22 protein-coding genes are annotated in these 24731 nt (G+C 73.4%); 13 read left to right on the top strand and 9 right to left on the bottom strand.

The genetic code is table 11. The features are described from left to right. Positions 1-45 precede the first annotated feature (45 nt). The 4 genes from araD to QK442_RS26430 all read left to right on the top strand — a co-directional run bounded on the left by araD (position 46) and on the right by QK442_RS26430 (position 4509). Positions 46-759, top strand: coding sequence for an L-ribulose-5-phosphate 4-epimerase AraD (gene araD / locus QK442_RS26445; RefSeq protein WP_282696574.1), 714 nt, complete (start codon positions 46-48; stop codon positions 757-759). A 97-nt stretch (positions 760-856) separates the two neighbouring features. Then, positions 857-3562, top strand: a complete 2706-nt coding sequence (locus tag QK442_RS26440) for a heavy metal translocating P-type ATPase (protein WP_282696573.1) — start codon at positions 857-859, stop codon at positions 3560-3562. Positions 3563-3582: 20 nt separating this feature from the next. Continuing rightward, positions 3583-4110 carry a flavodoxin domain-containing protein gene (locus QK442_RS26435; protein WP_282696572.1) on the top strand — a complete coding sequence of 176 codons (528 nt, stop codon included), beginning with the start codon at positions 3583-3585 and terminating at the stop codon, positions 4108-4110. Between the two features lie 126 nt (positions 4111-4236). After that, positions 4237-4509: an SHOCT domain-containing protein gene (locus tag QK442_RS26430; protein ID WP_282696571.1), complete on the top strand. Its 273-nt coding sequence runs from the start codon at positions 4237-4239 to the stop codon at positions 4507-4509. Between the two features lie 53 nt (positions 4510-4562). Here the strand turns inward: QK442_RS26430 and QK442_RS26425 are convergent, their stop codons facing one another. Continuing rightward, positions 4563-5240: a CBS domain-containing protein gene (locus QK442_RS26425; protein ID WP_282696570.1), complete on the bottom strand. Its 678-nt coding sequence runs from the start codon at positions 5238-5240 to the stop codon at positions 4563-4565. Positions 5241-5470: 230 nt separating this feature from the next. Between QK442_RS26425 and QK442_RS26420 the strand changes: the two genes are divergently transcribed. Genes QK442_RS26420 through QK442_RS26400 form a run of 5 tightly spaced genes read left to right on the top strand, consistent with a single transcriptional unit; the run spans position 5471 to position 10703 of the window. Continuing rightward, on the top strand, positions 5471-6385 hold the full coding sequence (locus QK442_RS26420; RefSeq protein ID WP_282696569.1) for a universal stress protein: 915 nt from the start codon (positions 5471-5473) through the stop codon (positions 6383-6385). Then, entirely contained in the window at positions 6385-7080 is a 696-nt protein-coding gene (locus QK442_RS26415) for a pyridoxamine 5'-phosphate oxidase family protein (protein WP_282696568.1), read from the top strand. Before QK442_RS26420 ends, QK442_RS26415 begins: the two co-directional genes overlap by 1 nt. A 30-nt stretch (positions 7081-7110) precedes the next feature. Further along, on the top strand, positions 7111-8031 hold the full coding sequence (locus QK442_RS26410; protein WP_282696567.1) for a universal stress protein: 921 nt from the start codon (positions 7111-7113) through the stop codon (positions 8029-8031). Next, the gene (locus tag QK442_RS26405; RefSeq protein ID WP_282696566.1) at positions 8028-8900 is read left to right on the top strand and encodes a universal stress protein; all 873 of its coding nucleotides are present in this window, start codon (positions 8028-8030) and stop codon (positions 8898-8900) included. The genes QK442_RS26410 and QK442_RS26405 overlap by 4 nt, the downstream gene beginning before the upstream one ends. Before the next feature lie 51 nt (positions 8901-8951). Further along, positions 8952-10703: a GAF domain-containing protein gene (locus tag QK442_RS26400; RefSeq protein ID WP_282696565.1), complete on the top strand. Its 1752-nt coding sequence runs from the start codon at positions 8952-8954 to the stop codon at positions 10701-10703. Here the strand turns inward: QK442_RS26400 and QK442_RS26395 are convergent. Both QK442_RS26395 and QK442_RS26390 read right to left on the bottom strand, forming a co-directional pair. Continuing rightward, the gene (locus QK442_RS26395) at positions 10694-11419 is read right to left on the bottom strand and encodes a response regulator transcription factor (RefSeq protein ID WP_282696564.1); all 726 of its coding nucleotides are present in this window, start codon (positions 11417-11419) and stop codon (positions 10694-10696) included. The genes QK442_RS26400 and QK442_RS26395 overlap by 10 nt on opposite strands. 57 nt (positions 11420-11476) lie before the next feature. Continuing rightward, positions 11477-12808, bottom strand: coding sequence for a DUF1254 domain-containing protein (locus QK442_RS26390; protein WP_282696563.1), 1332 nt, complete (start codon positions 12806-12808; stop codon positions 11477-11479). Between the two features lie 282 nt (positions 12809-13090). On the opposite strand from QK442_RS26390, the gene QK442_RS26385 reads away from it, so the two are divergent. The 3 genes from QK442_RS26385 (at position 13091) to QK442_RS26375 (ending at position 14649) form a co-directional block, all read left to right on the top strand. After that, entirely contained in the window at positions 13091-13732 is a 642-nt protein-coding gene (locus tag QK442_RS26385; protein WP_282696562.1) for a GAP family protein, read from the top strand. Positions 13733-13868: 136 nt separating this feature from the next. Further along, on the top strand, positions 13869-14333 hold the full coding sequence (locus QK442_RS26380; protein ID WP_282696561.1) for a DUF6325 family protein: 465 nt from the start codon (positions 13869-13871) through the stop codon (positions 14331-14333). 16 nt (positions 14334-14349) lie between these two features. After that, a complete protein-coding gene (locus QK442_RS26375) occupies positions 14350-14649 on the top strand; it encodes an SHOCT domain-containing protein (protein WP_282696560.1) in 300 nt (99 codons plus the stop codon). A gap of 9 nt (positions 14650-14658) precedes the next feature. Here QK442_RS26375 and QK442_RS26370 read toward each other — a convergent pair whose 3' ends face one another. Both QK442_RS26370 and QK442_RS26365 read right to left on the bottom strand, forming a co-directional pair. After that, positions 14659-16023, bottom strand: a complete 1365-nt coding sequence (locus QK442_RS26370) for a chloride channel protein (RefSeq protein WP_282696559.1) — start codon at positions 16021-16023, stop codon at positions 14659-14661. 231 nt (positions 16024-16254) lie between these two features. Beyond that, the gene (locus QK442_RS26365; RefSeq protein WP_282696558.1) at positions 16255-17553 is read right to left on the bottom strand and encodes a DUF2254 domain-containing protein; all 1299 of its coding nucleotides are present in this window, start codon (positions 17551-17553) and stop codon (positions 16255-16257) included. A gap of 186 nt (positions 17554-17739) precedes the next feature. On the opposite strand from QK442_RS26365, the gene QK442_RS26360 reads away from it, so the two are divergent. Then, entirely contained in the window at positions 17740-19578 is a 1839-nt protein-coding gene (locus tag QK442_RS26360; RefSeq protein ID WP_282696557.1) for a glycoside hydrolase family 15 protein, read from the top strand. Here the strand turns inward: QK442_RS26360 and QK442_RS26355 are convergent. The 4 genes from QK442_RS26355 to QK442_RS26340 are packed head-to-tail and all read right to left on the bottom strand — an operon-like array spanning position 19544 to position 24725. Then, positions 19544-21331, bottom strand: a complete 1788-nt coding sequence (locus QK442_RS26355) for a cation:proton antiporter (RefSeq protein ID WP_282696556.1) — start codon at positions 21329-21331, stop codon at positions 19544-19546. The two genes, QK442_RS26360 and QK442_RS26355, sit on opposite strands and share 35 nt — an antisense overlap. Beyond that, positions 21328-22353, bottom strand: coding sequence for a cytochrome d ubiquinol oxidase subunit II (locus tag QK442_RS26350; RefSeq protein ID WP_282696555.1), 1026 nt, complete (start codon positions 22351-22353; stop codon positions 21328-21330). Before QK442_RS26350 ends, QK442_RS26355 begins: the two co-directional genes overlap by 4 nt. Further along, positions 22350-23825: a cytochrome ubiquinol oxidase subunit I gene (locus tag QK442_RS26345; protein ID WP_282696554.1), complete on the bottom strand. Its 1476-nt coding sequence runs from the start codon at positions 23823-23825 to the stop codon at positions 22350-22352. Before QK442_RS26345 ends, QK442_RS26350 begins: the two co-directional genes overlap by 4 nt. Positions 23826-23885: 60 nt before the next feature. Beyond that, complete coding sequence (locus tag QK442_RS26340; protein WP_282696553.1) at positions 23886-24725, bottom strand: SDR family oxidoreductase; 840 nt, start codon at positions 24723-24725, stop codon at positions 23886-23888. Positions 24726-24731 lie beyond the last annotated feature (6 nt).

Raw genomic sequence — 24731 nt, 5'->3', positions numbered from 1 at the left:
ACCTCCGCGGCCCCCGCCGCCACCCCGACCAGGACGGAGTCCTCCGTGAGCACGACCGTTTCCGAGAAGCTGCGCAGCGAGGTCCTGGAGGCCAACCTCCGCATCCCCCGAGCCGGGCTCGCCACACTCACCTGGGGCAATGTGAGCGGTGTGGACCGGGAGGCCGGCGTCTTCGTCATCAAGCCCTCCGGGGTGGCCTACGACGTGCTGACCGAGGAGGACCTGGTCGTCGTCTCCCTGTCCGACGGGAGCGTCGTCGACGGCCGTCTGCGCCCGTCCACCGACACGGAGACCCACCGCAGCCTCTACCTCGCCTTCCCCTCCATCGGCGGCGTGACCCACACCCACTCCACCCACGCCGTCGCCTTCGCCCAGGCCCGGCGCCCGATCCCGGTGCTCGGCACGACCCACGCCGACACCTTCAACGGCCCCGTCCCCGTCACCGAGGCCCTCACCCCCCAGCAGTGCGCCACGGACTACGAGTACAACACCGGCCAGGTCATCGTGGACCTGCTGGACCGCGACGACACCCGGGCCAGGGAGGTCCCCGGTGCCCTGGTCGCCCACCACGGCCCCTTCACCTGGGGCCCCGACGCCACCACGTCCCTGGAGCACGCCGTCATCTGCGAGGCGGTGGCCGAGATGGCCCTCCACACCATCGCCCTGGGCCCGGTCGAACCCCCGCGGCACCTCCTCGACCGCCACTTCACCCGCAAGCACGGCCCGGACGCCTACTACGGCAACTCCTCCGCCGTGTGACCGCACCCCCCCGCGAGCCGGCCCGGGGACGTGGTGGCCGGGGCGGGCGCCGTGCGCGAAGGTGGAAGGGCGGGCGCACGGGAGGAGGCGAGCCCCCATGACCGGTGCGGACGTGGTCGTCATCGTCGTCGCCGCGGGACTGATCGCCCTGCTCGGCCGGTACTTCTTCGGCCCCCGCAAGGCCGGCACCGCCCGCCTGGAAGGCGGGGTGCAACGGGTCGACGTGACCGTGCGGGGCGGCTACAGCCCGAGCCTGATCAAGGTGCGTGAGGGAACGCCGGTCGAGCTCGTGTTCGACCGGCAGGAGGCCGGTGAGTGCACGTCGAGGGTCGTCTTCCCCGACCTCAGGGTCGGGGCGGGACTGCCCGCCCACACCCGGACGACCGTACGGCTCGACCCCGGCCGGCCGGGAACCTTCGGGTTCGCCTGCGGCATGAACATGATCCACGGCACGCTGGTGGTCGAACCCGCCGACGGAACCGGCGAACCCCCGCCCCCGTCCCCGACCGCGCCGGCGACCGCCGAGCCGCACGAGGACGCCGCCGCCGAGGAGGACGCGGACACCGCCGAGCGACAGGCGGAGATCAAGGACCTCACCCGCCGGGTCACGGTCGGCGCGGTGCTCACCGCGCCCGTCCTGTTCGCCGTGATGGCGCACGAACTGTTCGGCGCGGACCAGGTGCCCGGCTGGATGCTGAACCACTGGTTCCAGCTGGCTCTCGTCACCCCCGTGATGGTGTACACGGGATGGCCGGTGCACTCCATCGGCTGGGCGGCGCTCCGGCACCGCTCGGCGGACATGAACTCCCTGATCACCCTGGGCACGAGCGCCGCGTACGGCTTCAGCCTCTTCGTCACCCTCGCCCCCGGCCTGCTTCCCGAGGACGTGCGGGAGGTCTACTTCGAGGCCGTCGGCGTCATCCTCACCCTGATCCTGCTCGGGCGTCTCCTGGAGGCCCGGGCGAAGGCCGGCACCGGCGAGGCCATCCGCGCCCTGATCGGCCTCCAGGCCCGCACCGCACGCGTCGTCCGCGACGGCACCGAGACGGAGATCCCCATCGGCGAGGTGGCCGTCGGCGACGAGCTCGTGATCCGCCCGGGGGAGAAGATCCCCGTCGACGCCGAGGTGCTGTCCGGCTCGTCCGCCGTGGACGAGTCGATGGTCACCGGCGAGCCGATGCCGGTGACCAAGCACGCGGGGGACTCCGTCGTCGGTGCCACCGTCAACACCACCGGCTCCCTGCGGGTACGCGCCACCAGGATCGGCGCCGACACGACGCTCGCCCAGATCATCCGTCTCGTACGGGCCGCACAGGCCTCGAAGGCGCCGATCCAGCGCCTCGCCGACGCCATCTCCACCTACTTCGTCCCGGCCGTCATCGCCGTCGCGATCGCGACCTTCGCCCTCTGGTACACCATCGGGCCGTCCCCCGCGCTCACCCTCGCCCTGGTCTCCGCCGTCGCCGTCCTGATCATCGCCTGCCCCTGCGCCCTCGGCCTCGCCACCCCGCTGTCGGTGATGATCGGCACCGGCAAGGGAGCCAGAGCCGGCATCCTCATCCGCTCCGCCGAAGCCCTGGAGACCGCCCACGCACTCGACACGGTCGTCCTCGACAAGACCGGCACCGTCACCGCCGGACGGCCCGCCCTCACCGACGTACGACCCGCCGACGGCACCACCGGGACCGAACTCCTGCGCCTGGCCGCCGCCGTCGAGGCCGACAGCGAACACCCCCTCGGCCGGGCGATCGTCGCCGGCGCCCGCGACCGCGGCGTCCGCCCGCCCACCGCGACCGGCTTCGAGTCGGTCACCGGCAAGGGCGTCCGCGCCCGGGCCGACCACCACATCGTCCTGGTCGGCGCCGCCCGCCTCCTGCACGACGCCGGCGTCGACACCACCCTCCTCGACCCCGTCGCCGCCGAACTGTCCGCAGCGGGCAGGACCCCCGTCCTCGCCGCGGTCGACGGCCGCCCGGCCGGGGTGCTCGCCGTCGCCGACCCCCTCAAGGACGACTCGGCCCAGGCCGTCGCGGCCCTCCGCCACCTGGGCGTCGACGTGGTCATGATCACCGGCGACAACGCCCGTACCGCCGCCGCCATCGCCGAACAGGTCGGCATCACCCGGGTCCTGGCCGAGGTGCTGCCCGAGCACAAGGCCGACGAGATCCGCCGGCTCCAGACCGAGGGCCACACCGTCGGCATGGTCGGCGACGGCATCAACGACGCACCCGCCCTCGCCCAGGCCGACGTGGGCCTCGCGATCGGCACCGGCACCGACGTCGCCATCGAGGCCGCCGACATCACCCTCATCTCCGGTTCCCTCACCGGAGTCGTCACCGCGATCCGGCTCTCCCGCGCCACCCTGCGCAACATCAAGCAGAACCTGTTCTTCGCCCTCGTCTACAACGCCGTCGGCGTCCCCGTCGCCGCCGGCGCCCTCTACCCCCTGTGGGGCGTCCGCCTCAGCCCGATCATCGCGGCCGCCGCCATGGCCCTGTCCTCCCTGTCCGTCGTCACCAACGCCTCCCGGCTGCGCCGCTGGCGACCCCCGCCCCTCCCGGAGGCCCCGGTGGAGCGGGCACGGCCGGAGGTCGAGACGGCGGCCGACCGGGCCGACCGGGCCGAAAGCGGCGCCGGTGCGCGGGAGACGGCCGTCGACCCGGTGTGCGGCATGGAGGTCGACCCCGCCACCGCCCCCGAACACCGGGACGGCCCGACCGGCCCCCTCCACTTCTGCTCCGCCCACTGCGCCGCCGCCTTCGACGCGGACCCCGACCGCTACACCACCCCCTCCCCGAGCTGAACCGGCCCGAAGGGAACGCCATGGCCTCCGTGCGGATCCTGTACGCCTCCGAGCACCACTCCACGCGGGAGATCGCCGAACGCATCGGCGCCCGCCTGACCGCGCACGGCCACGAGGCCGACGTCCGGGCGCTGCGCACGGCCCCCGACGCGCAGGACCTCCCGCCGGCCGACGCGCTGGTGATGGGCAGCGCGGTCCACGACGGGGCCTGGCTGCCGGTGGCGGAAGCCGCCGTCCGGAACGGTGCCGAGCGACTGCGCGGCCAACCGGTGTGGATGTTCAGCGTCGGCATGTCCGCCGCCCTGCCCGGACCCCTGCGCCGACGCGCCGAACGCTCCGTGCAGCCGCGGATCGCCGCCCTCGTCGACCTCGTCCGTCCCCGGGAACACCGGCGCTTCTCGGGAGTGATCCGGCGCGAGCACCTCGACCGCAAGGGCGCCGTGCTGTTCCGCCTGCTCGGCGGCCGTTACGGAGACCACCGGGACTGGGCCGCGATCGAGGAGTGGGCCGACGGCATCGCCGGGCAGCTCGACCCCTCCGGCCCCTGACCGGCCCCCCGGAGGGGCCGGTAGGCCCTGTGCGCCGCGCCCCGGCCGGGGCACCGTGGGACGTACAGGCCCGACCGGGCGGGGACGGCCCGCCCACCGGTCCGGCCGCCGGGAGCGTGAGCGGACATGATGTTCTGGTACGGCAACGGCATGAACGGCTGGGGCTGGTTCGCCATGACGGCCGGGATGGTCCTCTTCTGGGGCCTCCTCATCACCGCCGTCGTCCTGGTCTTCCGCACCCTGGACCGGGCCACGGAACGCCCCCCGCGCCAGGGTCCCACGGCGCCCGAGCAGATCCTCGGCGAGCGGCTGGCCCGCGGCGAGATCGACGAGGAGGAGTACCGCAGGCGCCTGAACGCGCTGCGGAGCGGGGAGCCGCGCGGCGGACCGGCGGAGTGAACCGGTCCGGCGCCGATCGGCCCGACCACCACGTCACCACGCCACGCCACGCCTCAGGTCCTTCCCCCGCCCGGCGGGAGGTCGTCCTCGTGGCCGAGGCGGGTGCGGGAGACCGAGACGACTCCGTCGACCGTCGCGCACAGGCGCTCGATCACCGGGATCATGCCCCGGTACGGCACCCTGCCGCCGAGCTCCACCCGGCCGTCCCGCACCTCGACGGTCACCCCGGACGGATCGAGGCCGAGCGTGCCGCCGAGGACGTCCTCGACGATCTCGCGGCGGATGTCGTCGTCCTCGCGGAGGAAGATCCCCAGCAGGTCCCGGCGGCTCACGACGCCGACCGGCCGGTCCTCGTCGTCGACCACGACGAGCCGCTTGACGCCCTGCACCTCCATGAGGCGTGCCGCCTCCACCACGGTCCACTCGGGACGCGCGCACACCGGCGGTGCCGACATCAGCTCCTCCGCGCGCGTGCCCTCCGCCTTCGCCCGCTCCCACGCCTCGACCCCCGGCACGGCCGGCAGGTCCCCGGGAACGGCGACCCGGTCGGTGGTCTTCCGCAGCAGGTCGCCCTCCGACACGACCCCGATCACCCGCCGCTCCCCGTCCACCACCGGCACGGCGGTGACCCGGTGTCCCGACAGCACCCGCACGATCTCCTTGAACGGCGCGTCGCCGCGGACGCTCACCACCTCGCGGGTCATCAGCTCGCCGATCCTGCGATGACGCATCGCCCACTCCTTCCGGACACGGACACCCCGGCCCAGCGGCCCAGCCGTGGAGCCGGCCCCCGCGGATCCCACCCTGCCGACGCCGGTGCTCCCGCCAGGAGTGCCGAACGGTCCCCTTCCGGGCCCGATGGGCCCCTAGGAGACCGGCCGGGCTTCCCCGCAGGGTGAAGGAAGGAGTCCGATGTGAGCGTGACAGCGCGCCACCCGGTCGTCGGAAGGCGGTGGGGACGATGGAAACGCCCGTGACGGGAGGCCCCGTGGTGGTGGGCGTCGACGGTTCCGACGCCAGTGTCACGGCCCTGGACTGGGCGGTCGACGAAGCGGTACGGCACGGGCACCCGCTCCGTATCGTGTACGCCTCGCTGTGGGAGCGGTACGAGGGCGTCGCCCCGGCCAGGACGGCGGACCGGCCCTGGGGCCAGGCCCTCGCCGACGACATCCTCAGGACGGCCGCGGACCGGGCCCGGCACCGCGCACCCGGTCTCCCGCTCACCACGGACGCGCTCGCCGAGGACGCGGCGAGCGCACTGCTCCGGGAGGGGCGGAAGGCGACGGTCCTGGTCGTCGGATCCCGGGGCCGGGGCGAACTGGCGGACCTCCTGCTCGGATCCGTCGGCCTCGTCGTGGCCGCCCGGTCCCACGGCCCGGTCGTCGTCGTCCGGGGGGACGGCGACGCCCTGGAGGCCCGCCGCCGGAAGGTCCTGCTGGGCATCGGCGACCACGACGTGGACGCGCCCGCCGTCGGCTTCGCCTTCCGCGAGGCGGCGGCCCGGGAAGCGGAGCTCGAGGTCGTCAGCGCCTGGCGGCGGCCCGCCCACGAACCGGTCGACCACCCCCTCCTGAGCGGCGGGCCCGCCTCGGCCTTCGAGCACCGGGCCTCGGAACTCCTCGACGAGGCCCTGGAAGCGACGGCGGGGGAGCACCCAGGGGTCCGGCTGCACAGAACCACGGTCGAGGGCCCCGCCCACCGTGTGCTGACCGAGCGCTCCGCCACCGCCGACCTGCTGGTCGTCGGGGCGCGTCGCCAGGACCGCCTGGTCGGCCTGGAACTCGGCAGGGTCGCCCACCGCGCCCTGCACCACGCCTCGTGCCCGGTCGCCGTCGTCCCCCGGCACCGCCCGGCCCCCTCGGAGGGAGACCAGTGATGAACGCCGCCACCCGCCACCACATGAGCGACCTCGGCCGCCGCGTCGAGGCCAGGCGCACCCGGCTCGGCCTGTCCCGCGAGGAGGTGGCCGAACGGGCCGGATCCACGCCGGGCTACATCGAACTCCTGGAGAACCACCTGCCCAGCCCCGGCACCGAGTTCCTGGTCCGGCTCGCCAACGCCCTGGAGACGACCGTCCAGGACCTGACCGGCTACACCGCCGACATCGCGCCCGGAACCGGCCGGGCCGCCGGCTCCGCCCGCATGGAGGAGATCGACGAGCCGGAATGCTGGGAGCTGCTCGACGACCACGGCGTCGGCCGCGTCGCCGTCACCGCGGACGAAGGACCCGAGATCTACCCCGTCAACTACCAGATCACGGACGGAGACGTGCTGTTCGTGACGGCGGAGGACACACCGCTCGCGAAGGCGGCGGACTCCGGCCGCGCGATCGCCTTCGAGCAGGACCGCGTCGACGAGGCCTTCAGCCAGGGCTGGAGCGTCCTCCTCGTCGGCCCCGCACGCCGGATCGCGGACCGGGCCACGGCCCGGCGGCTCAAGGACGTCGCGTACTCGGCGTCGTGGATCGGCGACGGACGCGACACCGTCGTCGTCCTCACCCCGAGCCGGGTCACGGGACGGCGCATCCAGGTGCAGGGCGCCCCCGGCACGCCGCCCGCGCCCGGGGCGTGACGGGCGGGCCCCGATCCCGGAGGGAGAACCATGAACAGCGAGATCCTCGCCCGGCCGGAGCTCGGCGACGTCGTCGTCGGAGTCGACGGGTCCCCCTCCGCGCACACGGCCGCGCTCTGGGCGGCCGAAGAGGCGGACCGCCGGGGCCGCTCCCTGCGCCTCGTGCACGCCGCCGACACCGACCGGCGCGCCTACTGGACCGACGCCGAGACGATACAGGCGGTACGCGAAGCCGGCCGCGCCCTGCTGACCAGGACGGCGGACGCGGTCCACGAACAGCGCCCCCGCCTCCTCGTCACCAAGGAACTCAGCCGCCAGGAACCGGTCGCCGGCCTCCGGGACGCCGCCGGCGACCGCGGCACGATCGTCGTGGGCAGCCGCGGGCACGGCGGTTTCTCGGCCCTCATGCTCGGCTCGGTGGGGCTCGGCGTGGCGGCCAGGGCCGAGGTGCCCGTGATCGTCGTACGCGGGGAGGGCGAGCGCCCCGCGACGGGCTCGGTCACCGCGGCCGTGCACGGCGCCACGGACCTGGGATGGCTGCTGCTCGCCGCCGCCGAGGCGGACGCCCGCGCGGCGGCCCTGCACATCGTGGTCGTGTGGAACGTGCTCACCCACGTCGGCAGGGTCGCCACCATGCTCGACGACCTCGACGGGATCGCCCGGCAGCGCGTCCACGAGGCGAAGGACCTCGCCGAGCGGGTGCGCGAGGTCTACCCCCGGCTGACCGTCGGCCACCACGTGGAGACCGGCACGAGCACCCCCGGAACCCTGATCGGGACGAGCGCCCGCACCGACCTGCTCGTGATGGGCCGCGGCCGCCGCCCCCTCGGCGTCGGACCGGCCCTGGGCCGCGTCGCCCACGCCCTGATCCACCACGCCCACTGCCCGGTGGAACTCGTCCCCGCCGCCTTCGCCCCCGCCGCCCCCGTCCCGCGGGACGAGGAGCCATGAACGACGTCCTGGTCGGCATCGACCCCCGCGAACTCTCCGTCCCCGCCCTCGTCTGGGCCGCCGACGAAGCCGGACGAAGAGGCGCCCGGCTCCGCCTGGTCACCGCCGTCCCCCCGCTCCACGCCCGGCTCCCGTACGCCACGGCCACCCGTCGGAGCTCCCTGCGGACCCGGGCGCAGTCGGCGCTCGCCACCGCGGAGGATCTCGTACGGGAACTGCACGACGGCCTGCGGACCGCGACGGAGCTCGTCGACGGGAGCCCCGCCACCGTGCTGCGCGACAGGACACCGGGCGCCGCGCTCGCGGTGGTCGGCTCGCGCAGGCTCGGCAGGGCCGCCGAGCTCCTCGGCGAGGCCTCGGTGGCCGTCCCGCTGACGGCCCGCGCCGACTGCCCGGTCGTCGTGGTCCGCGCACCGGAGCACACGACCGTCCACCCGCCGCTGATCGTCGTCGGCGTGGACCACGGCCCGGACTGCCGGGCCGCCGTCGCCTTCGCCGCGGCGGAGGCGAGCCTGCGCGGCGCACGGCTCGTGGCGGTCCGGGTGCGGCCCCGGGCGGCCCACGGCGACGGGACCGACGGGCCGGACGAGCGCCGCGGACCGCTCGCCGCGGCGCTCGCCGACTGCGCGGACCGCCACCCGGACGTCGACGTGGAGCACGCCGTCGTACGCGGTCACCCCGTCGAGGAACTCACCCACGCCTCCCGGGAGGCGCTCGCGGTGGTCGTCGGACGCAGGGGCCACGGGGGCCGCACCGGCCTGCGGCTCGGCTCCACGGTCCACGGCCTGCTGCACCACGCCGCCTGCCCCGTGATCACCGTCCCCCTCCCCGGGTCGGCAGGAACGCCCGGGGCATCGGCGCTACGGTGAGACCAGGCGCGCCGGGTCCCTCGGGCGGGCCTGACGCGACCGGAGGTTCCGATGGGCCGGGAGGGCACCGGGGCGGCGGACACGAGGCTGTCGCGGCTGAGACTGGACGAGCTGCTCGACGAGCTCCAGGTGCGCATCGACGAGGTGCGGGGCACCAGGAGCCGGCTCGACGGCCTTCTCGAAGCCGTGATGTCCGTGGGCCGGGAGCTCGACCTGCCCCAGGTGCTGCGCGGCATCGTCGAGGCCGCCGTGACGCTCGTGGACGCCGAGTACGGCGCCCTGGGCGTCATCGGCGACGACCGGAAGCTCTCCGAGTTCCTCGCCATCGGCATCGACGACGGGACGCGGGAGCGGATCGGCGCGCTGCCGTCCGGGCACGGCATCCTGGGCGAACTGATCCGCCACCCCGAGCCGCTCCGTCTGCCCGAGCTCTCCGAGCACCCGGCCTCGTACGGCTTCCCGGCCCACCACCCGCCCATGCACACCTTCCTCGGCGTCCCGATCCGCGTCCGGGACGAGGTCTTCGGCAACCTCTACCTCACCGAGAAGCGGGGAGGGGCGGACTTCGACGCCGAGGACGAGGCCGTCGTCACGACCCTGGCCGTCGCCGCCGGCATCGCCATCGAGAACGCCCGGCTGTACGAGGAGGGCCGGCTGCGCCAGCGCTGGCTGGTCGCGAGTTCCGACTTCACCAGCGCCCTCCTGTCCGGCGCGGAGGAGACCGAGGTCCTCGACGGGATGCTGGAGCGGGCCGTGGACATCGCCGGCGCCGACCTCGGGGTCTTCTACGTCGTCGGACCGGGAGGAGAGCTGCGGGGTTCGCTGGCCCGCGGCGAAGGAGCGGAGGCGCACCGGGACGTCGTCCTGCCAGGACCCGAGGGAACCCTCGCCGCCGTGGCGCTGTCCCAGGACGGCCCGACCGTCGTGGCCGATGTCGGGAACGACCCCCGCGTCACCGTGCAGCCCGAACGCTGGGAGGGCTTCGGGCCGGCGGTGGCCGTCACCCTCGGCACCGAGGAACGGCTGAGCGGCGTCCTGATCCTCGCCCGGCGCCAGGGGCGGCCCGCCTTCCGGCACGCCGAGACCAGCGCTCTGCCCGGCTTCGCGGGGCAGGCCGCCCTGGCCCTCGAACTCGCCGACCGGCGCCGTGACGCCGAGCAGGTGAGCCTCCTCGACGACCGCGACCGCATCGCCCGTGACCTGCACGACCTGGCGATCCAGCGGCTCTTCGCGACCGGGATGACGCTGCAGAGCGCCCGCCGGTTCGTCGACCATCCGCAGGCCGCCGACCGGATCGCCCGGGCGATCGACGACCTGGACGCCACCATCAAGATCATCCGCTCGACCATCTTCGGCCTCCGGGACCACGAGGACTCCGGAACGGCGCCCAAGCTCAGGAGCCGCGTCGCGAAGGCGGTCGACTCGGCCGCGTCCTCGCTCGGCTTCGCCCCCGCCCTGCGGATGGAGGGCCTGCTCGACACCGACGTGCCGCCCGGGACGGCCGATGAGGCGGTCGCGGTCATCGGCGAAGCCCTCACCAACGTGGCCCGCCACGCGCACGCACACCACGCGGAGGTGGCGGTCGTCGCCGGGGACGGCACCCTGGCGGTGACGGTGAGCGACGACGGGGTGGGGGTGCGGCCGGGCGGGACCCGCAGCGGCCTGCGCAACCTGACCGAGCGGGCCGAGCGCCTGGGCGGCACCCTGTCGGTCAGGGCGCGGCCGGGCACGGCCGGCGGGACCCTCCTCGCATGGCGCGTCCCGCTGGCACCCGAGCAGGAGGACCAGAGGGCTCAGGAGTGAGGGTGCTGCTTCCCTCCGGCGTCGTGCTCGTGTTCGTGCGCGTGCTCGTGCTCGCGGACCTGCGCCGCGATGACGGCGGCCTGTACGCGGCGCTCCACGCCCAGCTTGCCGAGCAGCCGTGAGATGTGGTTCTTGACCGTCTTCTCCGACAGGTAGAGCCGCTTGGCGATCTGCCGGTTGGTGAGCCCCTCGCCGATCAGTTCGAGCACCGACCGCTCCCGCTCGGACAGCCCGGCCAGCCGTTCGTCCTCCGGCGCCCTGGCCGCCTCGGGATCGCGCAGCGAGTGCATCAGCCGGGTGGTGGTGGCCGGGTCGAGCATCGACTGTCCCGTCGCGACGGTCCGTACGGCCGCCACCAGGTCGGAGCCCTTGATCTGCTTGAGCACGTATCCCGCCGCTCCGGCCATGATCGCGTCGATGAGGGCGTCCTCGTCGTCGAAGGAGGTCAGCATCAGGCACGCGAGCTCCGGCATGCGCGACCGGAGCTCCCGGCACACGGTGATCCCGTCGCCGTCGGGCAGCCGGACGTCGAGGACGGCCACGTCGGGCCGCAGCGCCGGCCCCCTGGACAGCGCCTGACCGGCCGTCGCCGCCTCCCCGACCACCTCCATGTCGGGCTCGTCGTCGATGAGGTCGCGGATGCCCCGGCGGACGACCTCGTGGTCGTCCACGAGGAAGACCCGCGTGGGTGCGTCGGCTGCCGGCGGCTCGGTCATGGCGACCCCCGTGGTCGATGGATGCGTGGCTGGCCCGATGGTGTCCGTTCCTCGGGGTCAGTCGGTGCGGCGCAGCGCCGGCGGGGTCCAGTCGCCGGTGAGAGCGGGCCGCCGGGGCCAGTACAGGCGCAGGAAGACGTTGAAGCCGCCCGCGGGCGCGGGGAGCCAGTTGCTCTCGCGGTCGGGGCCGGGGCTGTCGTGCTGGACGTGGATGCCCAGGGAGCCGTCGGGGTTGGTCCGCATGCCGCTGCGGTCGCCGATCGCGTAGCGGTCCAGCGGGTTGTCGGCGAAGAACTGGCGCTCGTTCATCATCGTGAGGGACCAGAAGCCGTCGACGGGCGGGGTCTGCCCCGCGTCGAAGTGCAGCACGTAGGTGTGGGCACCGGTGAGGGGCCGGCCGTCGGCGTCGGTGGTGGCGTGCGGGTACAGGGCGTCGGCGTCGAGATTGGCGCCGTACCCGAACCGGGTGATGACCGCGCGCTTGGCGTAGTCGGTGCCGTAGTCGCCCAGGCCCCGGTGCACCGTCCAGCCGCCGGAGCCCGAGGCCTCCGCCCGGGCGAACAGCTCGCGCAGGGTCTCAGGGCCGCGCCGCGCCCCCGCGTCCAGGGTGGCGAGCTCCTCGGGGGACAGGTCGTCCAGGGGCGCGCCGGGGGCGACGCCGAGTTTGGCGATCCTGCCCAGGAACGGGGCGTCGGCGGGGTCGGGAGGGTTGTCCACCATCATCCGGTTGAGGAGGGCGAAGTACGCGCGGCCGCCGAGCGCGTGGACCTTGTCGACGGGCGTCGCCGAGGCGTCGGCGTCGGCGGGCACGGGGACGTCGGTGGGAGGGGCGTAGTCGTCGGGGTCGCCGGTCCACTCCGACAGCGGGATCAGCCGCGTGGCGTCCTGGAGCCGGTTGACGGCCGGGAAGTCCGACGGGCCGCTGGTCGCGTACCGGGCGATGACCCAGTTCACGGCGGTGGGCGACGTCAGCAGGGTCAGACCGGGCGGGGTCTCTCCCGACCAGGACGGCCCGGCGATCAGGAACGGCCCGGCGGTCGAGCCGCTCGTACGCCGGCCGACGACGGCGCAGACGTCGGACCAGGCGTCCAGGATCGGGACCATCCAGAACCGGTCGCCGAAGTCGGGCAGGGTCAGCACCAGGGGCTGGTCCGACAGGTCGAGCCAGGCGCTGGAGTACAGGGTGTCGGCGTTCGGCGAGACGACCTCGGTGAAGGAGGCGTCCGGGGTGCCGCGCATATAGCAGAACTGGTTGACCGGCGCCTTCCGGCGGGTGTCGTCCCGGGCCGGGACCGCCGTCATGGCGCTCTTCGTCACGGCCGCCGTGACCAGCGGATACCCGTAGATCCAGGCCTCCGTGGCCAGCTGCTCCATCGACTCGTCCGGCATCGGCTTCTCCCAGCTGCTGTGGCGGCCCCCGCCCGGGCCCGACGCTACGAGTGCCGCCCGCCGCCCGCGCGGCGAATCCGCCGAACGGGTGAGGCGGAGCCGGCGGGCAGCCTGGCGCGGGCGCTCGCCCGGCCCCTCCGATGGGCGCCCACCTGTCGCGCCTTCCGCGGGTTCGTGGCCCGCTGGGTTCGGCGGGGACGTCCACGCCCCCGCCCGGCTCCGCGCAGGAGCAGGCCGATCGGCGCGCGGCGTCGCGCGCCGAAAGAGCGAGAGCGCACGCGCATGACACTCGACATGATCCTCATCGGTCTGGCGATCGCCCTTCACCCCTTGCCGGTCATGGCGTTGATCCTGCTGCTGTCCGGCGACCGGGGCCTGCGCAAGGGACTGGTCTTCGTCCTCGCCTGGCTGGCCTGCCTCGTCGTGGTGATCGCCTGCCTCCTGCTCTTCACCGGCGGAACCCCGCCCAAGAAGCACACCGCCCCCTCGACCGCCGCCCTGGCCGTCAAACTGGCCGTCGGAGTCGGCCTGATCCTGTACGGCGTGTACAAACAGCGCGGGGAGAGCCGCCCGAGGGGAGAGCCGGCCTGGTTGGGGAAGCTGCGCAACGCCTCCGGCTGGTCGGCCGCCGGCATGGCCGTCCTGCTCCAGCCCTGGGGACTCGTCGCGGCGGGGGCCGCGACCGTGGTGAACGCCGACCTGTCGCACGCCGCCACCTGGCTGACGCTGGTGCTCTACTGCCTGCTGGCCAGCTCCACCCTGCTGGCGATGGAGCTGTACGCGACCTTCCGGCCCGCCCGGGCCACCGCGGAACTCCAGTCCCTGCTGCGGACGATCACGACCCACCAGGACCAGGCCGTCGTCCTCCTGTCCCTGGGGCTGGGGCTCTGGCTGACCGCCAGGAGCCTCTACGAACTCACCTGACGGCCGGTGGCCCCGGCCGTCACGAAAATGCGTGCGAGGTCCCCCGGTGCTGGAATGGAAGGCGGCAACGCGTGCGGCCGGGGGGTGTGTGGCCGCCACACCAACGGAGGCGGGAAGCCGCCAACGAGGAGTCGGTATGAGCGTCGACGAACTCTCCGAGATGGGACCCGTCGATTACCTGGTTCTGGAGTTCCCGGGCAATCGCATGACCGGCGAGGGCCTTCCCCTGCTGCTCGACCTCGTCGAGCGGCGCATCATCCGGATCCTCGACCTGTCCTTCGTACGCAGGGACGAGGACGGTTCGGTCAGAGCGATCCAACTCACCGACCTGGACGGCGACGGGGAACTCGACCTGACCGTCTTCGAGGGCGCCTCCTCGGGCCTGCTCGGCGAGGACGACCTCCAGGAGGCCGCCTCCGTCCTCGAACCCGGCAACTCCGCCGGGGTCCTCGTGTACGAGAACCTGTGGGCCGCGCCGCTGGCGGCCGCCCTGCGCCGCAGCGGCGCACGGATGGTGGCCAACGGCAGGATCCCGGTCGAGGACCTCCTGGCGAGCCTGGAGGCCGCCGAGTCCGACTCCCCGCGGCCGACGGCCGCCTGACGACAAGGAATCTGTCATGCCCGGTCTTCTTCGTGGTGTCGCCCGCACCGCGGTCGTCGCCGGTACCGCCACCGCCGTCTCCAACCGGGTGTCGCGCCGTCAGGCCGGCCGGTGGGCCCAGCAGGACTACGAGCGCGCCGCCGCGGCACCCCCGCAGGCGTACGCCGCTCCGCCGCCCGCACCCGAACAGCCCCCGGCCGGGGTCTCGATGGAGACCAAGATCTCCCAGCTGAAGGAGCTCGCCCAGCTCAAGGAGCAAGGGGTGCTCTCCGAGGCCGAGTTCGAGGCCCAGAAGAGCCGCATCCTCGGCGGCTGACCCCCGCCCTCACCGAACCGCCCGCGCCTCCTCGCGCGGGCGGTTCGGTGTGACCGACGGGCCCTGCGGCAGCAGCTCGGCGACGACGAAGGACGTCACGGCCGCCAGGATCACCACCGGGATCGTCTGGGAGTTCCCGAGCAGCAGGACCACCAGGGCCACGCTGCTGACCGGAAGCCGCAGGGTGGCCGCCACCGCCGCGGCCATGCCCGCCGCGGCCGCGGGAATCACCCCGAACCCGGGCAGCGGGGAGAGCAGTACACCCGCCGCCCCGCCCAGGAAGAGCGCGGGGAACACCAGCCCGCCGCGGAGGCTGCCCAGGCACAGCGCGTACGCGGCGGACTTGAACAGCAGCACGGCGAGGAGGGCGCCGACGCCCCAGGCGTGCGGATCGGCGGAGAGTCCGGCCAGCGTCGCCTGGCCCGACGAGGCGACGTCCACGGGGGTGCGGTCCGTGACGACCGCGTAGAGGGCGGCGCAGCCGCCGGCGCCGACCGCGCAGACCACCGTCCGGACCAGCGGGGAGGACGCCACGTAGGCGGCCGCCAGCCGCCCTCCGATGACCACCAGGTGCACCAGGGCGCCGACGCCCGCCGCCATCAGGACCGACCACACCACGTCTCCGGTGTCCAGGCGCGGGGGAGCGGTGGGAAAGCGGACGCTGAGACTTCCCGTCTCCAGACCGGTCCAGCGTCCGAAGCCCGTGAACACCACGGCTCCGACGCCGCTCGACAGCAGAGCGGGAAGCATCACGGCGAACAGCCGCGACCCGCCCACGCCCGCCACCTCGATGAGGAGGATCGCGCCGATGAGCGGGTTGCCGAAGATGGCGGCGAGGGCCGCCGCCGCGCCCGCCGCGCCCAGCAGGGCGGTGCTCTCGGGGGTGGCGGGGGCGCGGACCAGGGTTCGGAAGAGGAGGGCGAGGCCGCCGCCGAGCGCGATCAGGGGGGCCTCGGGGCCGAGGACGGCACCGAACGGCAGACTGGCGAACGCCGCGATGACCACCCCGGGCAGGGCGGCGGCCGAGGCCCCGCCGGCGTGCAGGCCGGACGCCGGGATGTGACCGCCCCCGCCGGGCAGCCGGAGCACCACGAGCCCCACGACGACTCCGGCCACGGCGAGCAGGGGCAGCGGCCACCAGGCGGGCGGGGAGTCCCAGCCGAGTGCCTCCGGCAGGTCCGCCCACATCACGTGCTCCAGCTCGTGCAGGCCGACGAGGAACCAGAAGGCGGCAAGGGAGACGGGGATGCCGATCAGCGCGCTGAAGACCAGGACCTTGCGGTACGCGGGATTGCGCAGGAGCTCCCGCAGCCGCTCGGCCTCGCCGGACTCCTCCGGCTCATCGGCGGCCGGACCGGCTTTCTGCGTCGTCATGGATTCCGACCTCCCGAGGATCGTGACGGCCGCGTACGAGGGCCCGGCCGGCAGGCCCCGCCTCTCCCGCGGAACCCTCCGCGGGCGGCCGCGAACGGCGGAGCGTCCGCCGCCAGTCCAGCAAAGACGCTCCCGCCGCGTCCCGCGACCGGGCCGGGCCGCGGCCCGCCGGAGAATTGCGCCGGACGGGGTAGGCACGGCGAGGGAGAGGGGAACCGAGAGGCGGGGGAGTCAGGAGAGGGGGCGTCCGCCGATGCCCTGGAGGTCGGCCTGCTGTGCGACGGCCCGCCGGTCCGGATCGGTGAACTCCCGCTCGACCGACTTCTCCAGGAGGACCAACTGTGCCTTCACCGAAGGGTGCTGCTCCGGCGGCAGGGTGTCGAGCAGATCCTCCAACAAGGCGCGGAGCCTCCGGCAGATCTGCACGGACGAGCGTCCGTAGTCCATGATCTCGCAGACGGCGAGCTGGAGATAGCCGTCCCAGTCGCGCCCCGGCAGCACGAGCCGGGCGACCCCGTGACCGTCGGCCAGCACGTAACGGCCCGGGAGCCGCGTCGTGCCCACCGCGTGCAGGAACGAGCCGATGTGGTTGAGCACCTGCACGGCGGTCGTGGGGTCGTTCACCGCCGGGGACAGCGCCCGGATGGCGATGTCGACGAGGACCCTCAGGGCGAAGGCGGGGTCCTGGTCGACGGTACGCTCGGCCCCGAGGGCGATGCGCCCCGCGATCCGCCGGGAGTCCGGCTCGGACGCCCCTTCGGCCCGGCCTTTGTGGACCTCGACGAGCGCGGCGCCGGGCATCACGAAGTCCCCGACGAGGCGGGGCAGGACGAAGACGCAGTCGTGCCGCTCCGCCTCCGCGACCAGGCCGGGCACGTCGTAGGCCTGGACGGCGCCGCCCCGTACGGCGCGGACGCGCGTCACCGGGGCGCCGGACGGCACGGCTTCGGGGCCGTGGGCGGTGACGGCCCGGATCTCCGCCTCGCCGCTCCTGAAGACGGCCGCCCCGACGCCTCCGACCAGCTCCGCGATGGCCACCGGCCGGAGCTTGTGGGTGAACCGGTTGAGGTAGACGAGCAGGAGGACGAGGCTGACGGCCACCGACACGCCGGCCAGGGTCACCCCGAGGTCCGGGACCGAGTCGGACTCGATGCTGCGCAGCAGGGAGAAGGAGAACGAGAGCGTCCCCATGAAGGTCGCCAGGACCGCCTTCTGCAGTCGGTTCCGGTACCACAGGCGCATGTACCGGGGGGAGAGGGTTCCGGTGGCCTGCTGCACCACAAGCACGCCGATGGTGACGACGAACCCGAGCAGCGCCACCATCGCGCCCACGATGGAGGTGAGCACGCCGCTCGCCGTCGAGGCGGAGTAGTGCCAGCCGCTGGGCAGCCGGCCGGCCTCGTCGGAGGCGAGGGCGAGCTCGGCGAGGAGGACGCCGAGGACGAGGCCGAGCACCGGCACGATCCACAGGCTCGACTTGACGTACTGCCGCAGGCCGAACCTTCCGGCCCAGGAGAACATGTGCGCCATCACCTCACCGTAGGACGCTTCCCGTCCCTGCGCGCAGCGGGGCGCCGCCGTCACCGCGTGCGACCTCCTCGTCAGGACGGACCGGCGTCGGCGGCCTAAGCTGATCGGGTGCCGCCCGGTGTACCTCATCCGTGGCGTGACGGTGCCCCGCGCGCGCGGTCGAGCCGGGGCCGAAAGGGGCCGACGATGGACGACTATCCCCTGATCGAGGACCACGGCCTGATCGGTGACCTGCAGACCGCGGCCCTCGTGACGACCGACGCGACGATCGACTGGTTCTGCTGCCCGCGGTTCGACTCCCCCAGCGTCTTCGGCGCCCTGCTCGACCGGAGGAAGGGCGGTCACTTCACCGTCCGGCCGGCGGCGGACACGTACACCACCAAGCAGCTCTACCACCCGGACACCGCCGTCCTGGTGACCCGGTTCATGACCGAGGCCGGGGCCGGGGAGGTGGTCGACTTCATGCCGGTGACCGGGAGGACCGCGACGGACCGGCACCGTATCGTCCGCATGCTCCGCTGCGTACGCGGCAGCATGACGTTCGAAGGGGAGATCGCCCCCCGCTTCGACTACGGCCGCACGCCGCACAAGGTGCACCTCACCGAGCACGGCGCCCTGTTCACCTCGGACGACCTGGCCCTCGCCGTCCACGCCGTCCGCGAGCCGCAGGACGAACGGCTGGTGAACAGGCTCACGGTCGACGACAACGACCTGGGCTTCTCCCTGACCCTGCGGGCGGGGCAGCAGCGCGGCCTGGTGGTGGAGTCCGCCCCCGCGGGACCCCCGCAGGAGGTCCGCCTGGAGGAGTTCGAGCGGCTCTTCGACGAGACCGTCGGATTCTGGCGCTCGTGGCTGGGCCAGTCCACCTACTCCGGCCGCTGGCGGGAGGCGCTGGAACGTTCCGCCATCACGCTGAAGCTCATGACGTACGCACCGTCCGGCGCCCTCGTCGCCGCCCCCACCACGGGCCTTCCCGAGCAGCTGGGCGGAGAGCGCAACTGGGACTACCGCTTCACCTGGATCCGCGACGCCTCGTTCTCGGTGTACGCCCTCCTCGGCATGGGCTTCAAGGAAGAGGCGGCCGCCTTCATCAGCTGGCTGCACGACCGGGTGAAGCAGGAGGCCGGCCAGGACGACGGCTCGGGACCGCTGAACATCATGTACCGGGTCGACGGCACCGCCGACCTGGTCGAGGAGACCCTCGACCACTGGGAGGGGTACCGGGGCTCCGCCCCCGTCCGCATCGGCAACGGGGCCGCGACCCAGCTCCAGCTGGACATCTACGGCGAGGCGCTCGACAGCATCTACTTCGCGCACGAGCACGGCATGCACCTCGACCACCACGGCTGGACCGCCCTGCACACCCTGCTCGACTGGCTGGTCGACCACTGGGACCAGCCAGGCGAAGGGCTCTGGGAGACCCGCGGCGGCCGGAAGGACTTCACCTACGGCCGCGTGATGTCCTGGGTGGCCTTCGACCGTGCCCTGCGGATCGCCTACGACGACGGCCGCCCCGCCGCCGGCGGCCGCTGGGTGGACGCGCGGGACGCGATCTACCGGCAGGTCCTCGACAAGGGCTGGGACCCCAAGAAGGAGGCGTTCGTCCAGCACTACGGCGACGACGTGCTCGACTCGTCACTGCTGCGCATGCCGACGGTCGGCTTCATCATGCCGGACGACCCGATGTGGAAGTCCACCCTGGACGCGATGGAGAGCGAACTGGTCAGCGACAGCCTCGTCTACCGCTACAACCCGGAGGCGTCCCCCGACGGGCTGCGCGGCTCCGAGGGAACCTTCTCCCTGTGCACCTTCATGTACGTCGACGCCCTGGCCCGCGCCGGACGCGTCGACATGGCCAGGCTGGTCCTGGAGAAGATGCTCACGTACGCCAACCACCTGGGCCTGTACTCCGAGGAGATCGACCTGACGGGACGTCAACTGGGCAACTTCCCGCAGGCGTTCACCCACCTGGCGCTGATCGACGCGGCCATCACGCTGGACTCGATGCTCCGGGAACGCCGGTAGGCGCGGGACCGAGGAGGACGAGAGCGTCCCCGTCCCGGGGGGCGCTCTCCCGCCGTTCCGTGAACGGTTCGAGCCGGTGGTCGGCCCGCACCACGAAGAGCGTCTCGTGCTCCGGCGGCAGCGGGCCGGTGGCCGGCCGCACCGTGAACCGGTCGCCCCGCGCGTAGCGCTCCGCGAGGACGTGGCGCACCAGGGAGCGGCCGAAGAGGATGTCGCCGCCGGTGTACGGGGCGACCACACCGTGGCTGTCGTGGGGCGGCCCCACCCGGTAGACGGGCCCGTCGACGCTGTCCTGCATCACGATCGAGGCGAGCGCGTTGAAGTCGTCGTCCTCGGTGGCCAGGAAGACCGCCGTCACGCCCTCCAGACGCGCCCCCGGGTCGACGGCCGTGGCCAACAGTTCGCCCTCGGCCAGCGCAAGACCCGTCTCCCTGATCCTCTCCCGCTCCTCTTCGCCACCCGCCCACATCAGCACGTCGAGCCCCGCGGAGCGCAGGACCCTGCCCAGGTCCACCACCCACGGTTCGCCGCCCACCAGGAGGACGCGCGTCCCCGTCGCCTTGACGACGCCGAGCCTCCGGGCCACCGGCGCCGCCGTCAGCGCGTACAGCAGAACGGTGCCGACGATCACCAGGAAGGTCACCGGAAGGATCTTCGTCGCCCCGGTCAGCCCCCGTTGGACCAGGCCGGCGGAGAAGGCCGAGGCCGTGGACGCCGCGACGATGCCACGGGGGTCCATCCAGCCGAGGAAGGCGCGCTCCCCCCGGGAGAGGTCCGTGCGCGTCGCCGCCCCGAAGGCCACGAGGGGGCGGACCACCAGGACGAGGAGCGCGATCAGGCCGAGCGCGGGAAGCAGCACGGGTACCACCGACGACGGGGTGACGGTGGAGGAGATGGAGATGAAGAGCAGGCCGATGATCAGCTGCACCAGCGTCTCGAAGAAGGGCCTGCGCGCCGGAATGTCGAAGCCGCGGATGTTGGCGACGGCCAGCCCCGCCACGATCGCGGCGATGAGCCCCGTGTCGTCGCGCACGATGTCGCAGCCCGCCGACACCCCGATCACGATGGCGAGTTGCGCCAGCGTCCCCATCGTCTCGCCGAGCCGGAGGGTACGCAGGGTGAACCACAGCAGCGTGATGCCCACGGCCCCGCCGGCGAGCCCGACGGCCAGGCTGAGGAAGAACTGGCCCACCTGGTAGCCCCCGCCGAGGGAGACCTGCGAGGAGATCACGGCGTGGAAGGTCAGCGCGCCGAGGATGCCGCCGATCGGGTCGGTCAGCGTCCCCTCCCAGATCAGGATGCGCCGCACCCGCTCGCTCGGCCGCACGAAGTCGAGCAGCGGTCCCACGACCGTGGGCCCCGAGACCACGAGGATCACACCGAGCATCGCGGCCACGCGCAGGTCCATGCCGAACATCGCCGGTGCCACCGCCCCGACGGCGAGGAAGGTGAGCAGCACCCCGTACAGGAGCAGCCTGCCCACCACCCCCCGGTTGCGGCGGGCGAGCTTGCGCAGGTCGAGCCCCAGACCGGCGTCGTAGAGGATCACCGCGACCGACAGCGACACCACGGCCGAGAAGTCCGGCCCCAGCAGCTTGTCCGGGTGGATGACGTCCGTCAGCGCGCCGACGGCGAACCCGACGGGAAGCAGGACGACCAGGGCGGGGACGCGCAGTCGGTGCGCCAGGATCTGCGAGCCGGTGGCGAGCACCACCGTCAGGGCGAGACCGAGAAGGATCTCGTCCTCGGTCACTGCGGCTTCCGCAGCTCGGAGTCGGAGAGCTCCTCCAGCTCACCGTGGGTGTCCAGCCAGTACAGGAGGACGACGGCCGGCATCACGAGCAGCAGGGCCACCAGCGTGACGATCGCCAGCCACGTCAGCGTGGAGGGGGCGCCCGCCGCGTCGGCCACGGACAGCGAGGTGGGGAGCAGATAGGGGCGCTGGGCCATGCCCCAGGCGACGACGGCGGACGCGACGACGCCGACCGCCGCGACGCGCACCCACGTCCCCGGCGTCCGCAGCAGCAGCCAGACCGTCACGAGGGCCGCCACCCCGGCCAGGACGACGAAGAACAGCCCCAGGCCGCGGGTGAGCCCGTGCCACACGTAGGGGGCGTCCTCGTGGGTGACGAACCCGGTGACCACCGCCAGGACGGTGAGCACGGCGAGACTGCCGAGCGCCCGCCGCCTGAAGTAGCCGACCAGATCGGGCGCGTCGAACCTGCGGGCGTCCCCGGCGAGGAACACCGCCCCCAGGAACGCCGTGGTCGCGACGGCGACCAGGCCGAACACGACCGAGGTCGGACCGGCCCAGACGTCCGCCGAGGCAGTGGTGCCGGGAGCCACGCGCTCCGACGCGACCCCGCCGACGGCGGCGCCGAGGAAGAACGGCGTGACGACCGACGCCACGGCGAACACGGCACCGTACAGGCGGCGGCCGGCGAGCCGCCGGGTGGGCTTGCGAAAGGCGAAACCGGCGCCGCGCAGGACCATGCCCACGGCGGCCAGGGCCAGCGGCAGCCACATCGCGGAGAACACGGTCTGGAACAGGACGGGGAAGCCGGTCCACATGATGACCAGGACGAAGATCAGCCAGACGTTGTTGACCTCCCACACGGGAGCCATGGCGTGGTCGATCAGCCACCGGGGACGCCGGCCGCGTTCCGTCCCGCCGGCCGTCAGATCCCAGAAACCGGCCCCGTAGTCCGTGCCGCCCGCACAGGTGTACGCGGTCACGGCCAGGAGCAGTACCACGGCGATGAGATCGGCGGTCACGGGCCGTCACCCCCGGGTCGGCCGGCCCCGGGGCCGGCGGCGGGCACGTCGTCCGCGGGCAGGGGGCCACGCGGGCCGTAAGGGAGGTCGGCCTCCGGGTGGACACCCGCCGTGGCCTGCCGCTCGTCGGCGAGCCGCCAGCGCGTGCGCATCTTCAGGAGGACGACGAGGAACGCGCCGAAGAGGAGCACGTACACCACCGCCACCACCCCGAACATGATCCACAGGCTGGTGGACCGGGTCGCGGTCACGGCCTCGGCGACCCGCATGTTCTCGTAGACGATCCAGGGCTGGCGCCCCACCTCGGTGGCGACCCAGCCGCACTCGACGGCCACGACGGAGCCCACACCGGCACAGGCCGCGGCGCCGTAGAACCAGCGCGAGGCGGGGAGCCGCCGGTGCCGCAGCCAGACGAACCCGTACCAGAGGGCGAGCAGCACCAGGGCGGACCCGATGAGGACCATGACGTCGAAGGCCCAGTGGGCGATCGTCGCCTGCGTGGCCGTCGGCCGCTGGTCCGCCGGGACCGAGGTCAGCCCCCTCACCTCGGTGTTCGCGCTGAACCCGGCCAGGAAGGAGTCGAGCAGCGGGATCTTGATGCCGCCCGAGACCGTGCCGTCCTCGTGCAGCCTCCCGAAGAGGTACTCCGGCACCCGGGTGTCGGTCTTCCAGACGATCTCCATCGCGGCGAACTTCACCGGCTGCTCGTGGAACACCGACCGGGCGATGGAATCGCCGAGCACGAACTGCACCGGCGCGGCGACGGCGGCGATGGTGAACGGCACGGCGAAACCGAGCCGGTGGTAGTGGTCCCGGCGGCCGCGCAGCCAGCCCATGGCGTAGACGCCGGCCACCACGAAGCCCGCGGTGAGCACCATCCCCACCACGAAGTGCCAGTACTGCGGCCCGAACATCGGCGTGAAGATCGCCTTCCAGACGTTCACGTCGACCGGATTGCCCTCGGCGTCGAGCGAGAAGCCCTGGGGCGTGTTCATCCAGGAGTTGGCGGCCAGGATGCCGAACGCCCCCAGCAGCGCGGCCAGGGGCAGGGGCAGCCCGAGGAGGAAATGCGTCCACGGCTTCAGCCGCCGCCAGCCGTACAGGTAGATGGCGATGAGGACGGCCTCCAGGAAGAAGGCCCAGGCCTCGACGCCGAATCCGACGCCGAAGACGTCACCCCACCGCCCCATCAGGCCGGGCCACAACAGCCCGAACTCGAACGAGAGGACCGTGCCGGTGACGATGCCGAGCGCGAACTGCACCGCCATGACGGCCGACCAGCGCCGCGCCAGGAGCAGCGCGGTGGCGTCGTTCCGGCGCAGCCCGCGGTAGTGCATGACCAGGGTGATGAGGGGGAACGCCACGCCGAGGGGCACCAGGATGATGTGGGAGGCCAGGGTGAAGGCCATGAGTTCCCGGGCCGGCAGGAGCTGGGCGGGTGCCTCCGCCAGCAGGTGGAGCGATGTGGGCATACGTGCCTTCGCCGTTCGTGGAAGTGAAGGGCCGGGAGATCCTGAAGGTCCGGGAGAGGGTCACCCGCCGGTGGCGAAGCCGGGGAAGAGCGTCATGCCGCCGTCGACGTACAGGGTGGTCCCCACCACGTAGTCCATGAGGTCGGAGGAGAGCGCGACGACGGCGTGGGCGATGTCGTCGGGCTCCCCGACCCGGTCGTACGGAATGAGCCGCAGGAGGTCCTTCCGCGCCTCGGGCGTCTCCCAGGCGGCACGGTTGATCGGCGTCTTGATCGCCCCCGGCGCCACCGCGTTCACCCGGATCTTCTCCGGCGCGAGCTCCTGGGCCAGGGTCTGCATCATCATCTGCACGCCGCCCTTGGACGACGCGTAGTTCACGTGTCCCGCCCAGGGGATGATCTGGTGCACCGAACTCATGCAGATGATCTTCCCGGCGGCCCGGGACACCTCGGGGACCACGCCCCGGCGCCGGAACTCCTTGGCCGCCTCCCGGGCACACAGGAACTGGCCGGTGAGATTGACGTCGATGACCTTCTGCCACTGGGCGAGGGTCATCTCCGTGATCGCGGCGTCCCGCTGCAGCCCCGCGTTGGCCACGAGGATGTCGATGGTGCCGAACTCCTGGACCATCCGGTCCGTCATGGCGACGACCTGGTCCTCCCGGGACACGTCCGCCTCGTACGCCGCCGAGCGCACCCCGAACGAGGCGATCTCCTCGGCCACCTCCTCGGCGGCCTCGCGCCCCGCCACGTAGTTCACGACCACGTCGGCGCCGGCCCGGCCCAGGGCGAGGGCCGTGGCCTTCCCGATGCCCGAATTGGCGCCGGTGACCAGGGCCTTCTGGCCGTGCAGCAGACGCGCAGGGATCACACCCCGCGGAGCCCCCTCGGCGGAATTCATGCCGTC

Source organism: Streptomyces sp. CC208A, assembly GCF_030010625.1.
Classification (GTDB): Bacteria; Actinomycetota; Actinomycetes; order Streptomycetales; family Streptomycetaceae; genus Streptomyces.
Note: the sequence above shows the minus strand (reverse complement) of the source record. Positions and strands in the feature narration are given on the sequence as shown.

What these genes read in the sequence shown, in the direction of transcription:
- QK442_RS26440 (WP_282696573.1), top strand. Translation starts at nt 857, where the DNA reads ATGACCGGTGCGGACGTGGTCGTCATCGTCGTCGCCGCGGGACTGATC.
- QK442_RS26435 (WP_282696572.1), top strand. Translation starts at nt 3,583, where the DNA reads ATGGCCTCCGTGCGGATCCTGTACGCCTCCGAGCACCACTCCACGCGG.
- QK442_RS26430 (WP_282696571.1), top strand. Translation starts at nt 4,237, where the DNA reads ATGATGTTCTGGTACGGCAACGGCATGAACGGCTGGGGCTGGTTCGCC.
- QK442_RS26425 (WP_282696570.1), bottom strand. Translation starts at nt 5,240, where the DNA reads ATGCGTCATCGCAGGATCGGCGAGCTGATGACCCGCGAGGTGGTGAGC.
- QK442_RS26420 (WP_282696569.1), top strand. Translation starts at nt 5,471, where the DNA reads ATGGAAACGCCCGTGACGGGAGGCCCCGTGGTGGTGGGCGTCGACGGT.
- QK442_RS26415 (WP_282696568.1), top strand. Translation starts at nt 6,385, where the DNA reads ATGAACGCCGCCACCCGCCACCACATGAGCGACCTCGGCCGCCGCGTC.
- QK442_RS26410 (WP_282696567.1), top strand. Translation starts at nt 7,111, where the DNA reads ATGAACAGCGAGATCCTCGCCCGGCCGGAGCTCGGCGACGTCGTCGTC.
- QK442_RS26405 (WP_282696566.1), top strand. Translation starts at nt 8,028, where the DNA reads ATGAACGACGTCCTGGTCGGCATCGACCCCCGCGAACTCTCCGTCCCC.
- QK442_RS26400 (WP_282696565.1), top strand. Translation starts at nt 8,952, where the DNA reads ATGGGCCGGGAGGGCACCGGGGCGGCGGACACGAGGCTGTCGCGGCTG.
- QK442_RS26395 (WP_282696564.1), bottom strand. Translation starts at nt 11,419, where the DNA reads ATGACCGAGCCGCCGGCAGCCGACGCACCCACGCGGGTCTTCCTCGTG.
- QK442_RS26390 (WP_282696563.1), bottom strand. Translation starts at nt 12,808, where the DNA reads ATGCCGGACGAGTCGATGGAGCAGCTGGCCACGGAGGCCTGGATCTAC.
- QK442_RS26385 (WP_282696562.1), top strand. Translation starts at nt 13,091, where the DNA reads ATGACACTCGACATGATCCTCATCGGTCTGGCGATCGCCCTTCACCCC.
- QK442_RS26380 (WP_282696561.1), top strand. Translation starts at nt 13,869, where the DNA reads ATGAGCGTCGACGAACTCTCCGAGATGGGACCCGTCGATTACCTGGTT.
- QK442_RS26375 (WP_282696560.1), top strand. Translation starts at nt 14,350, where the DNA reads ATGCCCGGTCTTCTTCGTGGTGTCGCCCGCACCGCGGTCGTCGCCGGT.
- QK442_RS26370 (WP_282696559.1), bottom strand. Translation starts at nt 16,023, where the DNA reads ATGACGACGCAGAAAGCCGGTCCGGCCGCCGATGAGCCGGAGGAGTCC.
- QK442_RS26365 (WP_282696558.1), bottom strand. Translation starts at nt 17,553, where the DNA reads ATGGCGCACATGTTCTCCTGGGCCGGAAGGTTCGGCCTGCGGCAGTAC.
- QK442_RS26360 (WP_282696557.1), top strand. Translation starts at nt 17,740, where the DNA reads ATGGACGACTATCCCCTGATCGAGGACCACGGCCTGATCGGTGACCTG.
- QK442_RS26345 (WP_282696554.1), bottom strand. Translation starts at nt 23,825, where the DNA reads ATGCCCACATCGCTCCACCTGCTGGCGGAGGCACCCGCCCAGCTCCTG.
- QK442_RS26340 (WP_282696553.1), bottom strand. Translation starts at nt 24,725, where the DNA reads ATGAATTCCGCCGAGGGGGCTCCGCGGGGTGTGATCCCTGCGCGTCTG.